This window comes from Hymenobacter sp. APR13 (assembly GCF_000737515.1).
Taxonomy (GTDB): domain Bacteria; phylum Bacteroidota; class Bacteroidia; order Cytophagales; family Hymenobacteraceae; genus Hymenobacter.
Genome location: NZ_CP006587.1, coordinates 3,708,095 through 3,722,822, shown reverse-complemented (window position 1 = coordinate 3,722,822; position 14,728 = coordinate 3,708,095). Strand labels below are relative to the sequence as shown.

The window sequence follows — 14,728 nt, the reverse complement described above, 5'->3', positions numbered from 1 at the left end:
TGCTATGAGCCTCGCGGCAGTTTGCTGCTGGTGCCGTACCCGCTGACATTTGGCTTCCCCGCGTTTCGTGGGGGAGCTGCTGTTTCCTTTCTTATGCGCCGCCTGGCCGTTTTTGTATGCGTGCTTGTGAGTCTGGCCACCTGGCCGGGCGCGGGGCTGCGTGCCCAGAACGCGCCGCCGGTTAAGCCGCGTGTCACGCGCATCCTGTTTCTGCTGGATGCCTCGGGCTCGATGCTGGCACCGTGGGAAGGGCGGGCGCGCATGGACGTGGCCAAGGGCCTGCTGGCCCGCATGGTCGATTCGCTGAACGCCTACCCCAACCTGGAGCTGGGCTTGCGCGCCTACGGCCACCTGCACGACAAGTCGGAAAACAACTGCGAGGACTCCAAGCTGGAAGTGGCCTTCGCGCCCAAAAACGCGGGGGCCATCAAGGCCAAGCTCAAAACTATTGAGCCCCGCGGCAACACGCCCATCACCTACTCGCTGCTGCAGTCGGCCGGCGACTTCCCGACCGATAAAACGGCCCGCAACGTGCTGATTCTGATTACTGACGGGCTGGAATCGTGCAAAGGAGACCCGTGCGCCACCTCGCTGGCGCTGCAGCGGAAGCGGGTGTTTCTCAAGCCCTTCGTGATTGGCATCGGGGCCGAACGGGAGTTTGGCAAGCAGCTGGAATGTCTGGGGCAGTACTACAATGCCGCCGACGTGAAGACGTTCCGCACCATCCTCAACGACGTGGTGGCCCAGACGCTGGCCAAAACCACCGTGGCCGTCAACCTCACCGACGAGGCCGGCCGGGGCGTGGAAACGAACGTGAACCTGACGTTTCTCAACAACGTCACGGGCCTGCCCGAGTACAACTACGTGCACTACCGCGACGCCAAAGGCCAGCCCGACGCCCTCGACATCGACGCGCTGCAGAGCTACGACCTGGTGATAAACACCGTGCCGCCGGTGCGCCAGGAAAACCTGCAGATTCGGCCGGGCAAGGCCAACGTGCTGACCTACAAAACGCCGCAGGGCACCCTCTGGCTGCAGAACCCCAACGTGACGCCCAACCCCTACGGCACGGTGCAGGCTGTTATCCGGCAGCCCGGCAAGGACGGCACGCTGCTGGCCCTGCCCTTCGGGGCGCGGCAGAAGCTGCTGGCCGGCACCTACGACGTGGAGCTGCTGACGCTGCCCCGGCAGGTGCGGCGCATCAGCATCCGGCAGGGCCAGGAAACCACCGTCACGTACCCGGCGCCGGGCATCCTCAACATTGTGTCGGACCTGAAAGGCTACGGCAGCATCTACCGCCTCAACGACGACGAAACCCAGACCTGGCTCTACAACCTGCCCGATGGCGGCAGCAGCAAGATCAACGTACCAATGCAGCCCGGCTCCTACCGCCTCATCTTCCGCACCAAAACCGCCACCGGCAGCCAGTTCACCGACGTGCGCAACTTCACCATCCGCTCGGGCCAGACCAGCTCGGTTAGCATCTTTGGCCGATGAAATGTAGCACACGCTTCAGCTTGTGCCGCCAGGCATCCCAACCACAAAGCCGCCATTCGCCACACCGCGGAGGCTCGCGGAGCTTTTACGCTTGCCTGATATGCCTGTAACGATACCAGCCGCATCAGCTCCTGCTCTCAAACTGGCCGCCGCGCAGCTCCGCTCCGACGGTTACGCCATCCTGCCCGGCGTTTTCACTCCGGCTGAAACGGCGGCGGTGCTGGGCACCATCGCCACGGCCGATACCACCTCGCCCCGCTTCCGGCGCAGCCAGGACGTGTTTGCCATCCAGAATCTGCTGCAGGAGCTTCCGGTGCTGCAGGAGCAACTCCTGACGTCCGGGCTGCGGGACGTGCTGGCGGCGCTGTTTCCAACCCAAACGCCGCACTTGGTGAAGGCCATCTACTTCGATAAGCCGGCCGGCTCCAACTGGCTGGTGGCCTGGCATCAGGATGTGATGGTAGCTGTAATCGACCGGATGGAACTGCCCGGCTACGGCCCCTGGAGCAGCAAGGGCGGCGAAACCACCGTGCTGCCGCCCCGCGAAATCCTGGAAAGCATCGTTACGGTGCGGCTGCATCTCGACGACTGCGACGCCAGCAACGGCGCGCTGCGGGTGGTGCCTAGCTCGCACCGCCACGGCGTCATCCCCAACGACCAGCATCCTACCTTTACGCCGCAGGCGCTGACGTGCGCCGTGCCCGCCGGGGGCGTGATGCTGATGCAGCCGCTCACGCTGCACGCTTCCAACCGCAGCACCAGCGCCCAGCCGCGCCGCGTGATTCACCTGGAGTTCAGCGCCGCCGAGTTGCCCGACGGGTTGCAGTGGCGCGAGCGGCTGGCCCTTCCTCTCACATAAAACCCAAGACCCTTAGTCCCCAAGCTCCCAACATCCAACCCATGAAAGACTTTCCCTACACCGAATCGAAGGACACCCGCAGCGGCTTTGGGGCCGGCCTGCACGAGCTGGGCAAAACCAACCCCAATGTGGTAGCGCTGTGCGCCGACCTGATTGGCTCGCTCAAGATGGACGCCTTCGTGAAGGATTTCCCCGAGCGGTTTTTCCAGGTGGGCATTGCCGAGGCCAACATGATGGGCCTGGCCGCCGGCCTCACCATTGGCGGTAAGATTCCGTTCACGGGCACCTTCGCTAACTTCAGCACCGGCCGCGTCTACGACCAAATCCGGCAGAGCATTGCCTACTCGGGCAAGAACGTGAAAATCTGCGCCTCGCACGCCGGCCTCACGCTGGGCGAAGACGGCGCCACCCACCAGATTCTGGAGGACATTGGGCTGATGAAGATGCTGCCCCACATGTGCGTCATCAACCCCTGCGACTACAACCAGACCAAAGCCGCCACCCTGGCCATTGCCGACTACGAGGGCCCCGTGTACCTGCGTTTCGGCCGCCCCGTGGTGCCCAACTTCACCCCCGCCGACCAGGAGTTTGAAATCGGCAAGGGCGTGGTGCTGAACGAAGGCACCGACGTGAGCATCTTCGCCACCGGCCACCTGGTATGGAAGGCCATCCTGGCCGGCAAGCTGCTGGCCGAGAAAGGCATCAACGCCGAAATCATCAACATCCACACCATCAAACCCTTGGATGCGCAGCTGATTCTGGAGTCGGCGCGCAAGACGCGCTGTGTGGTGACGGCTGAGGAACACCAGATGAACGGCGGCCTCGGCGACTCCGTGGCCCAGCTGCTGGCCCGCGAGGAGCCCCTACCGCTGGAAATGGTAGCCGTGAACGACTCGTTCGGCGAATCGGGCACGCCCGACCAGCTGATGGAGAAGTACGAGCTCAACGAAGCCGCCATCGTGCGCGCCGTGGAGAAGGTAATGGCCCGCCGGAAGTAGGTTTCTGACAGCCGCCCCAAATGCCCAACGCCCCGGCCGCACGTGTTGCAGCCGGGGCGTTGTGACGTCTGGGACTTGCTATGCTCGGTAGAGCAGTTCAATATAGGCGTCGTGGGAGGTTACGTAGATCGGGAGGGTAGCCCATTTGAGTTGCTGGGCGGCCACTCCTTTGGCGGCATTAAAAAGCTCCTGCACCCGAAGTAGGATCAGGGCAGCGCAGTCATGGGCAGCCTCTTCCCCAGCGGCGTCCTCCCACTTTTCCGCGTAGTTCTCATAAATGGCTTGAATGTCTTCCAGCCCGGTTATTGGCAGCGGGACAGCAGCTGGATAACTGTCGTCAGCCAGCCAATCGGTATCGTTGAGCCCCTCATCCCGGTCGAAGGCAAATAGGTCAACATACCACGAATCGCAGTTTATGGTGAAGCCATTCATTTCAGCAAACAGGCTCTGAACTTTTATTTCGTTCTCAGCACCAGCAAAAAATCGATTTAGATAATCAACTAAATCGTCTGTGAGATGAAGCAAATTTTTCCCTACTGCATCCACAAAGTCGGAAGCTGGGTTTAGCAATATCTGCCCTTCTGCAAGAGTAATAGCTTCACTTAATTTATTCCGAGCTACTAATTTCTTTATACTCTCTTCAATTTCTTCTGTCATGATTAAGTGTTTCTGAGTTTACAGCCAGTGTCCAAATATGTAGATGGTGACGTTTCTATTTGTCATTGCTTGGCTCCGCACCCGGCGCAGAACTTCTGGCCGGGCTTTACGGAGGCGCCACAGTCGCCGCAGAATTTCTCTTTGGGCGCGGCGGCGGCGGTGGCGCTGGCGGTGCCGCACTCGGGGCAGAACTTCTGGCCGGGCTGGAGGCGGGCTTGGCAGTTGGGGCACTGCTCTACCTTGGCCTGGCCCAGAAAATCGAGGTCTTGGGTGTAGTCGTGCTCCCGGGTTTTGGTATGGATCTGCTCGCGGGCGGCTTGGCGCTGCTGGGCGGCCAGCTCCTCGTGTTCGTCGGGGGCGCAATCTTCGCAGAGGCCGGCGGTGTGGTTCCAGCACACATCAGGGCACACCCAGTGGCCGCAGCGGGTGCACTGCTTGAAGTAGGTTTTACCTTCCTGCACGGCCGTTTCCAGGGCGTCGTCGTGGGCCTTGCCGCCGATGGCACGCTGCACGTGGTAGGCAGCGGTGCCGGCATCATAAAACGATCCGCCAAACAGACTGCCAGCGGCCCGCATCAGCTCCCCGGCAATCCCGATTTTGTTGGGCAGAAAGCGCGACATGTGCCCGTTGCGGCACTTGTCGCAGTAGAACTTGAACTGGAAGCCCTTGTCGGTGCTGAGGTCATCGTGGTTGGCCACGAAGTGAATCATGCTGCTCATAGCGGTGGTAGTAGGTGCCAGGGCTCAAATTACCTTTTTCCTATATCTCTCCCACTTTTTCTCACTCTCTGATGCGCCACCGGCCGGGCCTGGAGGCTGCCGGATAGTTTCAGCGCAGCAAACAAAACCCCGCTGGCCAGCCGCTCCTACTTTTCACCGCACACCACCACTGCGCCATAGTCGAGGGCGGCCTTTCGGTCAGGATATCGGCGGTCAACCTGGGCGAAGACGTCGGTTTTTATGGCGGCTTTCGTTGGCTCGTCTGCCTTGCTTAGCGCCCCTACCACCGGGGCAGCCACGTCGTTCATGAAATTCCAATAGTTGTCGTTGGTGCCGCATTTCAGGTGGCCGGTCAGGTCTTTTTCCGTGACGTTGTGCAGGCCGGCCTGCCGGAACAAGTCGGCCAAAAAGCCCGGACTGCCGCACCGGAACATGCCCGGGGCGCCCGGGGCGGGTGCAGGCAGTTGCAGGTGCTGGCTGATGGTGCCCATGATGGTTGTAATCCAAGCGTTTTTGTCGGGCGTACCCCACACGGCAGCGGCTATTCGCCCGCCCGGTTTCAGCACCCGCACCATTTCCTGCGCGGCAAGGGCCATATCGGGAAAAAACATAAACCCAAACCGACAGCTCACGGCATCAAACGACTCATTGTCGAAAGGCAGCTCGCACACGTCGCAGGCAACTGTTTCGTAGTTGTGGATGCCTTTGCGAGCGGCATTGTCTTGAGCCACGGCCAGCATCTGCTCGGCCAGATCGGTGATAACCACTCTGCCGTGGGGCACCAGCGGCGCCATCGTCAGGCCGGGCTCGCCGGTACCGGCAGCCACGTCCAGCACTATATCCGTATCGTGCAGGTGCAGGCAGGCGATGATCTCCTCGCCCATGGGCCGCAGCCAGTCCATGGTGAAACTATCCCACTTGCGCCAGCCCGCCGAAAACCGGTTCCAGGTGTCTTTCTGCTGCTCCCGAATCTGCTCCAGTTGTGCTTCCATGCGCTTGCGGGGTTACGTGAAACTAAGCCCTATTGCTCTTCTTCAAGCTAGGAAATAGAAGGATGCGGCGGTATCACATAAGCATGTAGCCAGGCAAAGCGCCTGAGTTGACGGCTAGCGACGAGGAGTAGCCTGGGTGGCAGGCTTGCGAACTGCAGGCCGGGTGGTTTGCTTTTTAGGGGCGGAGTTGGCAGGGGCTTTCGAGGTAACGTTGGGCGTGGTATCCGGCAGCCAGGTGGCCCGAAACCCGTAGTCGGGCGCGAAGGGCGGGCGGCCCAGCGGACGCAGCGGCGGCACCGTGAACGTGAGCTGGCCGGCCGCATCGGTGCGCACCTCGGTGGTGAATTGGGTGATGCGCCCGCCCTGCGCCACCGAGCCGCCGGCGCTGAGGGCATAGAACGGATAGGTGCTGAAAAACTCCAAGCGGTAGCGGCCCGGGCGGGCCATACCGGGCAGACTTACGGTCTGGCCTACCAGGGCCGTAATGCTGTCGGGGGTGCTGGGCTGGTTGTCGTTGAAAAGCAGGCAGGAGGTATCGGTGAACGAGCCGGCCTGGTGAGGCAGCTGGTACCAGTAGCTAGCCCGGTTGTGCACCCAGCCTAGCACCTGCGCAGGGCTGCGCAGGGCAAACACTTCCAGGCGCGTGTCAGACGTGAAAGCCCCGCCGGGCTCCAGCGAAACGGTGTCCTTGACGGGGCTGCCGGCGGCCCACACCGGCACGCAGTTGCCGGGCGTGGTGGGCGTGTGCGGCGTGTCTTTGGGGCCGGCCGTGCCGGGGCAGGCGCTGGCCAGCACCTCATAGTCTTCACTGAAGATGGGGCTACCGGCCAGAAACAGCTGCAGCGGCTTGAAATAGTGGTACTGGCCGCCGTAGCAGATCCCGAACACCTGATTGGCCCACCAATACAGCGCCGCCCCGCCCGAGCCATTGAACGCCGACGACCAGAGCGTGTTGTGCATCTCAATCAGGTCGTGGTAGCGGACGCCGGGCGGGTAGCGCGGGGCCGTGAAGTTGGAGCTGCCGTACCAGCACTGCTTTTCGATGCCGAGGCCAAACTCGGCCAGCTGGTAGGGCTTGCCGGGGAAATGCACGGCCGCCCGCCGGGCCAGGTAGGCACGCTGGTGCTCCACGTTCAGGTCGGAGCTGTAGTAGTGGTCCTGCACGAAATCCAGCTCCGGGGCCTGGTAGAGCGGCTTGCCATCGGGGCCCGGGTAGTCGCCGCTGAAGGCGTAGCCCAGGGAGCTGGTGTAGAGATACTGCGGGGCCAGGGTGCGGGCGTAGGCTATCATCTCGCGCACCCAGCTGCCCACGCGGGCCGAGTTGCCGGGGTTCCAGAAGTTGTCGGCTTTACCGCCGAACAGGTCGGCCTCGTTCATCATTTCCAGCCCGAAAATGGCCGGCGAGTAGCCCCAGCGGGCCACCACGTAGCGGATCCGCTGCCGGAACAGCTGCCGGCTCACGGAATCGGTGAAGAAGCGGATGGGCGGCGCATCCGGGCCCAGCCGCTGCCGGTACGGGTGCCGCTGCCAGGCCTGCCCCACCTCCCCGTTGTCGGCAATGTCCGTGACCGAGGACAGCGCAATCTGCAGGTACACGCGGCGGCGGGCAGCCTGCTCCACCAGCGCGTCGAGGTCGTAGGCGCGATTCTGGCGGGCGTCGTAGCAGCCGGCGGGGCTGTCGGAGCCTTCGGGGCTGAACTGGCCGGGCATCAGCATCAGGCGGGCGAAGTTGCCGCCGTTGTCGGCTATTTTGCGGATCCCGTCGCGCACATCGTGGTACGGCAGACGGGTGTAGCGCTCTTCCACGCCGTTGTTCACCACGTTCATGCCCAGCGGAAAGAACACGCGGCCATCGGCGAAGGCGAAGTTGCGGCCGTTGGGGTGCACCCGCACGAAGCCGGGGTTGTCGGCGGCGGCTACAGTGAAGTAGGTGGGCGCACTTACGGTGCTGGAATCTTGGTGACGCACCAGCAGGCGGTAGCTCCAGCGGCCGGCTTCGGGCGGCGCAAACCGGATGCGCCAGGGCAGGCGCGTGGGCACGGGCACGAGGTAGCGCGGGTCTTCGGGGCAGGTGGTGCAGTAGGTGCAGGTGTCGGTGGCGCTCTGGCGCGGAAACGGGGCGCAGGTGGTGCAGCGCCGGAAATCCTGGTACCAGAAGCCCACCGCCCGGTGCACCACGCCGCTGGGGCTGGTAAACTCGGCCCCCACCGTTATTTCGGCGGGGTCGTAGGGGTTTTGCACCGGGGCCGTGGCCAGGGCCAACCCCAACTCCAGCTTCTGCAGCCGCGCCGGCGCCGCCGTGCCCACGCGGCGGTGCTCGGTGATGCGCAGGGCCCAGGCCGGGCCGCTCGCCAGGCCACTCAGCCATACACACAGGATAAAATGCAGTAGCAGCTTCATAGGCACGGAGGACGGCCGTAAGTTTGGGGCCGCCGGCAAAGCGGGAAGAAACGGGTTTTTCCGCGGTTTTACGGCTTGCCGACTGTGCTATTTCCTTTGCTTATGCGCCTATCTTTCCTCCTGCTCCTGCTCGTTGCGCTGCTGCCCGCCCGCCGGGCCCAGGCCCAGAACCAGCAGCAGCCCGACACCACGCTCATCGTCTACAACACCCAGCTGACGGGCGCCTACAGCCGCGGCGGCGTCAACCGCACGCTGCTGTCCACCACCCAGAGCCTCACGTTCACGCGCGGCCAGCACTTCGGTTTGCCCCTGACCGGCAGCTTCATCTTTGGCCGGCAGGACAAGCGGCTGCGCGAGCGGGAGCTGCTGCTCAATGCCACGCCCTACTATTATAAAGGCCGGTTCCGGGCCTACGCCCTCGGCGGGTTCGAGCAAAGCAACCTGCGCGGCATCACCAGCCGCACGCAGGTGGGCGCCGGGCCCGGCAGGGCCTTCTACTCCGACACGCTGGGCCGCGAAGTATCGGTCAGCAACCTCATCATCCGGGAGCAAACCAGCTTCCTCGATGGCCGCCGCCAGGTAACGGCCCGCAACTCGGTGCGCCTGAAAGCCGCCTGGTCGGTGCGGATTCTGACGCTGGCTTCCACTACGTTCTACCAGCCTTCCCTGGCCGATTTCGGCAACTACCGCTTCAGCAACCTCACCACCGCCGCCCTCAAGCTCACGCGCCAGCTGGCTGTCAGCTTCTCCTACAACTACTCCTTCGAGAGCCAGTTCAGCGAAGGCCGGGTGCCGGAAAACACCAACGTCACGGTGGGCCTGTCGTACAGCACGCGGCGGTAGCGGCGCTGTGTGGTGGCCGTCTCCCGGCAGCTGAACGCCGCATTGCTTACACGCTTCCTTCCGCTACCGGTTCCTGCTGCCCGCGTAGCACTTTGGCCCCTTGCGCACCATTCAGCAGCAGAACGCCAATGAACAGGCGCATGAACATGGCGCCTGTAGCACTGCCGCCCGCGGTGGTCGACAGCACGATGCCCGCCACAAAATCCAGCACAAACAGCCCAAGCGCGCAGTACATGGCCGCGGCTGATTTCCGGCTCCAGGCCCACCAAGCCAGTCCGGCGTAGATCAGGCCTGCCCCGATGAGGCCAGAACCAAAGCCCATTTGCCGCAGCATCAGCATCCCCGGCAGCAGCGCCAGCAGCCCCAGCCCAATATTTACGACCGCCAAAAACAGCAGTGTGTATAGCCCCTGCCGGAATTGCTGCTGCGGGTGCGTGTGGCTGCCGGGCAGCGTCTGGCCATCCAGCAGCACATCCAGGCCCTGGCTGAACACGAATTTGCGGGTGAGCTGCACGCGCAACGAGCGGCCGTCGGGCAGCAGAAACGTGTCGCCGCGCTCCAGCTCGGTGGTGCCATGGAGGCTACCGATCAGCTGGCCGTCTTTGTGAATGGTGAAGTTTCTCCAGAGCAGGCCCCACTTGAGCACAATAGCATCCTGCTTACTTTCGTCCAGATAGAATATTTTTGAGGCCATAGCAGCGTATGAATAAGCCGCCAAGATAGCGCCGGCCCCTGCTGTTTCGGCGCCCGCCGTGCTTTTTATTCGTCCCTGATTAAACCCAGGCCAGCCCTGCCACTCTAACCGGCCAACCGCTCGCTCTCCGCCCCGCCTAACCCCATCTTCTGCTTGGAAGACCAGGACATCCTCCGCAAGTTCGCAGACCCGGCCTCCCGCAACGTGGCCTTCAACCAGCTGGTGCGCAAGTACCAGACTAAGGTGTATTGGCACGTGCGCAAGATGGTCATCGACCACGACGACGCCGACGACCTCACCCAGGACGTGTTTGTGAAAGTGTGGAAGCACCTGGAGAACTTCCGGCAGGATGCCTCGCTCTACACCTGGATTTACCGCATTGCCACCAACGAGTGCCTGAACTTCCTGCAAAGCAAGCGCCGCAAGTTCTTCCTGCCCATCCATGATGTGGCGGCCGAGCTTACGGCCAAAGTGGAAGCCGACCCGGGCCTGGCCGGCGACGAAATCGAGCTGCGCCTGCAGAAAGCCATTCTCACGCTCCCCGACAAGCAGCGCCTCGTGTTCAACCTGCGCTACTACGACGAAATGCCCTACGAGCAGATGGCCGAAGTAACCGGCACCAGCGTAGGCGCCCTGAAAGCCTCCTACCACCACGCCGCCAAGAAAATCGAAGCCTACATCACAAATGCTGAATGAGTTGTCAGTTGTCAGTGTCGATATCCACCAACTGACAACGAACACCCCGATTAAACCTTACTGCCTGAGTTGCTTCTAAGTGCCATGAAAACTCCTTTTCGTCTGGATGACCATCCGCGCCGGCCGCAGCCGCTGGCACCGCCGCCGGACGGCTATTTCGATAAGCTGCCGATGCGCGTGATGCAGCGCGTGGAGCCGCACGCCATGGCCTCCGGCCCGCTGGCCGTGCCGGGTTGGCTGGCGGCCCTCTCGGCGCCGCTGCGCACGGCCTTGGCCTCTACGGTGGTGCTGGGCAGCTTCGCGGCCTCGTTTCTGCTGAGCGGGCCCGGCGCAGTGCCCACCACGCCGGCCGCCGGCACGCTGGCCAGCGTGCCGCGCACCGAACTGGTAGAGTACCTGCTGGCCAACGAGCAGCGCATCACCCTCACCGACCTGGCCGAACTGCCCGCCACAGCCCAGGCCCTGCCCGAAAGCTACCTGCAGGCCTCTTCCGCCGAGTTGCAGGACGTGCTCGATGCCCAGCCCACCGACGAAACCTATCTATAATTCGCCTTGTCTTCTCTCCCGACTTTCACTCCCATGAACTACCTCTTCCGTACGCTGCTGCTGCTGTGCCTGCTGGCTGCCGTGCCGGCCGTGGCCCAGAAAGGCGTCCGCCCGGGTGGCCGCCTGAGCCAGCTCGAAAACGCTAAAATCGCCTACCTCACCGAAAAAATAGCGCTTACCCAGGACCAGGCCCAGCGTTTCTGGCCCGTTTACAACGAATTCACGCAGAAGCGCCGCGACCTGAACCGCCGCATGCGCCTACTCCGCACCGACGAGCCCGACGGCCTTTCCGACGCCCAGATCAAGGACAACCTGACCCAGGCCCTGGCCTTGCGCCAGCAGGAAGTGAATCTGGAGAAAGAGTACTTCGACAAGTTTCAGAAGGTGCTCACCATCCGGCAGGTCGGCAAGCTGTTCGTGGCTGAGCGGCAGTTCACCCGCGACGTACTCAAGCGCGTAGCCGACCGGCGCGGTGGCCTGCCCCCCGGCGGCGGCCCCGGCCTCGACGACTAACTTCTCCCACAAAAAAGGCTGCCGCGGCAGCCTTTTTTGTTGCCCGTTTGTTGCCTGCTACCTACCCGGGGCCGGCCGTTGGCCGCGGCCGGTGCCGTACCTTTGCCGCATATGCTTACCACTCGCCAGCTTTTTCTGCGCCACCAAGCCCAAACCTCCGATTTTCCGCTGCTGCTGGAAATTGAGCGGGCCGAGGGCGTGTATATGTACGGCCCCGACGGCCGCCGCTACCTCGACCTGATTTCCGGCATCGGCGTGAGCAACGTCGGCCACCGCCACCCCCGCGTCATCGAGGCCATAAAAAAACAGCTCGACAAGTACCTGCACCTGATGGTGTATGGCGAGCTGGTGCAGGCGCCGCCGGCCCTGCTGGCCGAAGCCCTGCACGCCACCCTGCCCGCCCACCTCGACGCGGTGTACTTCACCAATTCCGGCACCGAGGCCATTGAGGGCGCCCTGAAGCTGGCCAAGCGCCACACCGGCCGCACCGGCTTTATCAGCTGCCACAATGCCTACCACGGCTCCACGCACGGCGCGCTCAGCATCACCGGCTCCGAGGGCTTCAAGAACTCCTACCGCCCCCTGCTGCCCGACGTGCAGCACTTCCGCTACAATCACTTAGAGGATCTGGCCCTGATAACCGAGCACACGGCCGCCGTCATCGTGGAAACGGTGCAGGGCGAGGCCGGCGTGCGCGTGGCCGAGCCCGGCTACCTGCCCGCTTTGCGCCAGCGCTGCACTGAAGTAGGCGCCCTGCTCATTCTCGACGAGATTCAGTGCGGCTTCGGGCGCACCGGCACGCTCTGGGCCTTCGAGCAATTCGGCATCACGCCCGATATTCTGGTCTGTGCCAAGGGCATGGGCGGCGGTATGCCCATCGGGGCGTTCATCTCGTCGCAGGAAATCATGGCGGGCTTCAAAACCAACCCCATCCTGGGCCACTGCACCACGTTCGGCGGGCATCCGGTGTCGTGCGCGGCCTCACTGGCTACGCTGCAGGCCATTCAGGAAGAAGGCATGCTGGCCGGCGTGGCCGAAAAGGCGGCCCGTTTCCGGCGGCAGTTGGTGCATCCGGCCATCCGGGCGGTGCGCGGCTGCGGCCTGCTGATGGCGGTGGAGTTCGACTCGTTCGAGGTCCTCAAGCCCATCATCGACCACGCCCTGGAGCACGAAGGCATCCTCACCGACTGGTTCTTGTTCTGCGACAATTCCCTGCGCCTCGCCCCGCCCCTCATCATCACCAATGAGCAAATCGACGAGGCCTGCGCCGCCCTGCTCCGGGCCATATCGGCCATTGTAGCGTAAGAGTCAGGCATAAAAAATTGGCCGTTCAACGATTCCCAAACGGGGCGTTGAACGGCCAGTTTTTAATTTCTAATTCTTACTTTTTAATTCAACAACGCCTGCGTGTCGGTTTTGATGCTGTCCCGGTCCATGCCGTCTTTCACGCCCTGCGAAATCTGCTTGATGAGCAGGCCAACCACGTCTTTGCGGAAGCCCAGCTTTTCGGCCATGATGGTGCAGAAGTCCATTTCGTTGTCGTCCACGATGCCATCGGCCAGCATCATGTCCACCATGTCAAAAATCTGGTCGAATCGCTCGGAGTCGTTGTCGGGCACAATCATGCGGCTGTTGGCGCTGTTGGCTACCAGCGTCCGGATTTCGTCGGCCCGGATGCCGTTTTTCTTGCCCACGGCTACGATAAAGCTCATCTCCCGCTCATCGATGTGGCCGTCGGCCTTGGCCAGCGCCGCCAGGTTCTGAATATGGCTCTTGACTTTGCGGGTTTGCTCGTTTTCAAAAAAACCAAACATAGGTGGGTGCGGCTTAGGAAGGGCAGACGGAAAAGAAACAAAAAAAACCGCCCGGCCGGGGGCGGCAAGTGGAAGTTACTAGGCTTGGCACAGGTTTGCAACTGCTGGGCATACGCAGCCCGAAAAAAAACAGATAGCCGGCTTTGCCATAATTTTGTTGCTGTTCCCAAATTCGGAGCGGCTTTTCGCTATTGATTTGCCACCTTTGCCCGTTCCGCCTTCCCGGGGAGGGCGGAACGGGCATTTTTGACAAGAAGTATGATGAAGCGTATTGCAGTTTTCACCAGCGGCGGCGACGCACCGGGCATGAATGCCTGCATTCGGGCCGTGGTGCGCACGGCCGTTTACCACGGCATTGAGGTGTATGGCATCATGCGCGGCTACAGCGGCATGATCAAGGGCGAATTCGTGCGCCTCGACTCGGCCTCGGTGGCTAACACCATCCAGAAAGGCGGCACCATCCTCAAGTCGGCCCGCAGCCAGAAGTTCATGACCAAGGAAGGCCGCCAGCAGGCGTTCGACCAGCTGGTTAACAACGGCATCGAAGGCCTCGTGGCCATCGGCGGCAACGGTACCTTCACCGGCGCCACCCTCTTCGAGCAGGAGTTCGGCATCCCCACCGTGGGCGCGCCCGGCACCATCGACAACGACCTGTTCGGCACCGACTACACCATCGGCTACGACACGGCCGTAAACACGGCCCTGGAGGCCATCGACAAGATCCGGGACACAGCCGACTCGCACGACCGCTGCTTCTTTGTGGAAGTGATGGGCCGCGACTCCGGCTACATTGCCATTCCCTGCGCCATCGGTGGCGGGGCCGAAATTGTGATGATTCCGGAAACCCAGATGAGCACCGAGGCCGTGATTGACTCGCTGCAAAACAGCTGGCGCCGTTCCAAAACCTCGTTCATTGTGGTAGTAGCCGAAGGCGAGGAAGAAGGCAACGCCCACACCGTGGCCCAGCGCGTGAAGGAAGCCATTCCGGAGCTCGACACCCGCGTGACCATTATCGGGCACATCCAGCGCGGCGGCGCTCCTTCCGCTGCCGACCGCATGCTGGCCTCGCAGATCGGCATTGCGGCCGTGGAAGGCCTGCTCAATGGCATGCGCAACGTCATGGCCGGCATCGTGGACCGCAAGCTCGTCTACACGCCCTTCTCCGACACTATCAACAAGAAGAAACTCATCAACCAGAGCTTCATGCGCATGGTAGAGATTCTGAGTGTTTAATGGTTGAATGGCTGAATTGTTAAATGGCTGACTGGTCTGCGGACCGGTTAGCTGACTGGCCTGGCAGCTGGCCGTTTTGTTAGCCCCGGAGGGGCGACATATCGGTAGATACCAGCCGCTTTCCCATAACAAAAGCCCCAGCGGGGCGACACCTTATCCGCGCGGACAGGGTGTCGCCCCGCTGGGGCTTTTTGTCGTTTCAGGCGGGCCGGATGGCTACCAACATGCCGCCCCTCCGGGGCTAACAGCACGGCCAGCCCTTCGGCC

Annotated in this window: 15 protein-coding genes; 9 read left to right on the top strand and 6 right to left on the bottom strand. The window is 62.6% G+C overall.

The window, feature by feature from the left end; all coding sequences use genetic code 11:
• The first annotated feature begins 93 nt into the window (after window positions 1-93).
• The 3 genes from N008_RS15530 to N008_RS15520 all read left to right on the top strand — a co-directional run bounded on the left by N008_RS15530 (window position 94) and on the right by N008_RS15520 (window position 3,354).
• Entirely contained in the window at window positions 94-1,497 is a 1,404-nt protein-coding gene (locus tag N008_RS15530; protein ID WP_044017317.1) for a vWA domain-containing protein, read from the top strand.
• Between the two features lie 100 nt (window positions 1,498-1,597).
• Complete coding sequence (locus N008_RS15525; RefSeq protein ID WP_052381616.1) at window positions 1,598-2,356, top strand: phytanoyl-CoA dioxygenase family protein; 759 nt, start codon at window positions 1,598-1,600, stop codon at window positions 2,354-2,356.
• Window positions 2,357-2,397: 41 nt separating this feature from the next.
• Window positions 2,398-3,354: a transketolase family protein gene (locus N008_RS15520; RefSeq protein ID WP_044017315.1), complete on the top strand. Its 957-nt coding sequence runs from the start codon at window positions 2,398-2,400 to the stop codon at window positions 3,352-3,354.
• Window positions 3,355-3,432: 78 nt separating this feature from the next.
• Here the strand turns inward: N008_RS15520 and N008_RS23240 are convergent, their stop codons facing one another.
• The 4 genes from N008_RS23240 to N008_RS15500 form a co-directional block, all read right to left on the bottom strand.
• Window positions 3,433-4,011, bottom strand: a complete 579-nt coding sequence (locus N008_RS23240) for a hypothetical protein (protein WP_156109343.1) — start codon at window positions 4,009-4,011, stop codon at window positions 3,433-3,435.
• Between the two features lie 62 nt (window positions 4,012-4,073).
• Window positions 4,074-4,730 carry a zinc ribbon domain-containing protein gene (locus N008_RS15510; protein WP_052381615.1) on the bottom strand — a complete coding sequence of 219 codons (657 nt, stop codon included), beginning with the start codon at window positions 4,728-4,730 and terminating at the stop codon, window positions 4,074-4,076.
• 146 nt (window positions 4,731-4,876) lie between these two features.
• The gene (locus N008_RS15505) at window positions 4,877-5,722 is read right to left on the bottom strand and encodes a class I SAM-dependent methyltransferase (protein ID WP_044017311.1); all 846 of its coding nucleotides are present in this window, start codon (window positions 5,720-5,722) and stop codon (window positions 4,877-4,879) included.
• A 114-nt stretch (window positions 5,723-5,836) separates the two neighbouring features.
• Window positions 5,837-8,122, bottom strand: a complete 2,286-nt coding sequence (locus tag N008_RS15500) for a DUF5060 domain-containing protein (protein WP_044017309.1) — start codon at window positions 8,120-8,122, stop codon at window positions 5,837-5,839.
• A 102-nt stretch (window positions 8,123-8,224) separates the two neighbouring features.
• On the opposite strand from N008_RS15500, the gene N008_RS15495 reads away from it, so the two are divergent.
• The gene (locus tag N008_RS15495) at window positions 8,225-8,965 is read left to right on the top strand and encodes a DUF481 domain-containing protein (protein ID WP_044017307.1); all 741 of its coding nucleotides are present in this window, start codon (window positions 8,225-8,227) and stop codon (window positions 8,963-8,965) included.
• Window positions 8,966-9,011: 46 nt separating this feature from the next.
• Here N008_RS15495 and N008_RS15490 read toward each other — a convergent pair whose 3' ends face one another.
• Window positions 9,012-9,659 carry a hypothetical protein gene (locus N008_RS15490; RefSeq protein ID WP_052381614.1) on the bottom strand — a complete coding sequence of 216 codons (648 nt, stop codon included), beginning with the start codon at window positions 9,657-9,659 and terminating at the stop codon, window positions 9,012-9,014.
• A gap of 153 nt (window positions 9,660-9,812) precedes the next feature.
• Between N008_RS15490 and N008_RS15485 the strand changes: the two genes are divergently transcribed.
• The 4 genes from N008_RS15485 (at window position 9,813) to N008_RS15470 (ending at window position 12,719) form a co-directional block, all read left to right on the top strand.
• Window positions 9,813-10,355: an RNA polymerase sigma factor gene (locus tag N008_RS15485; RefSeq protein ID WP_044017305.1), complete on the top strand. Its 543-nt coding sequence runs from the start codon at window positions 9,813-9,815 to the stop codon at window positions 10,353-10,355.
• 84 nt (window positions 10,356-10,439) lie between these two features.
• Complete coding sequence (locus N008_RS15480; RefSeq protein WP_044017303.1) at window positions 10,440-10,901, top strand: hypothetical protein; 462 nt, start codon at window positions 10,440-10,442, stop codon at window positions 10,899-10,901.
• 33 nt (window positions 10,902-10,934) lie between these two features.
• Window positions 10,935-11,414 (top strand): hypothetical protein, encoded by a 480-nt coding sequence (locus N008_RS15475; protein ID WP_052381613.1) that lies wholly within the window; start codon window positions 10,935-10,937, stop codon window positions 11,412-11,414.
• Between the two features lie 111 nt (window positions 11,415-11,525).
• A complete protein-coding gene (locus N008_RS15470; protein WP_044017301.1) occupies window positions 11,526-12,719 on the top strand; it encodes an aspartate aminotransferase family protein in 1,194 nt (397 codons plus the stop codon).
• Window positions 12,720-12,802: 83 nt separating this feature from the next.
• Here N008_RS15470 and N008_RS15465 read toward each other — a convergent pair whose 3' ends face one another.
• On the bottom strand, window positions 12,803-13,228 hold the full coding sequence (locus N008_RS15465) for a TerB family tellurite resistance protein (protein ID WP_044017299.1): 426 nt from the start codon (window positions 13,226-13,228) through the stop codon (window positions 12,803-12,805).
• A gap of 261 nt (window positions 13,229-13,489) precedes the next feature.
• Here N008_RS15465 and pfkA point away from each other — a divergent pair, with 261 nt between their 5' ends.
• The gene (pfkA, locus tag N008_RS15460; protein ID WP_044018907.1) at window positions 13,490-14,461 is read left to right on the top strand and encodes a 6-phosphofructokinase; all 972 of its coding nucleotides are present in this window, start codon (window positions 13,490-13,492) and stop codon (window positions 14,459-14,461) included.
• Window positions 14,462-14,728 lie beyond the last annotated feature (267 nt).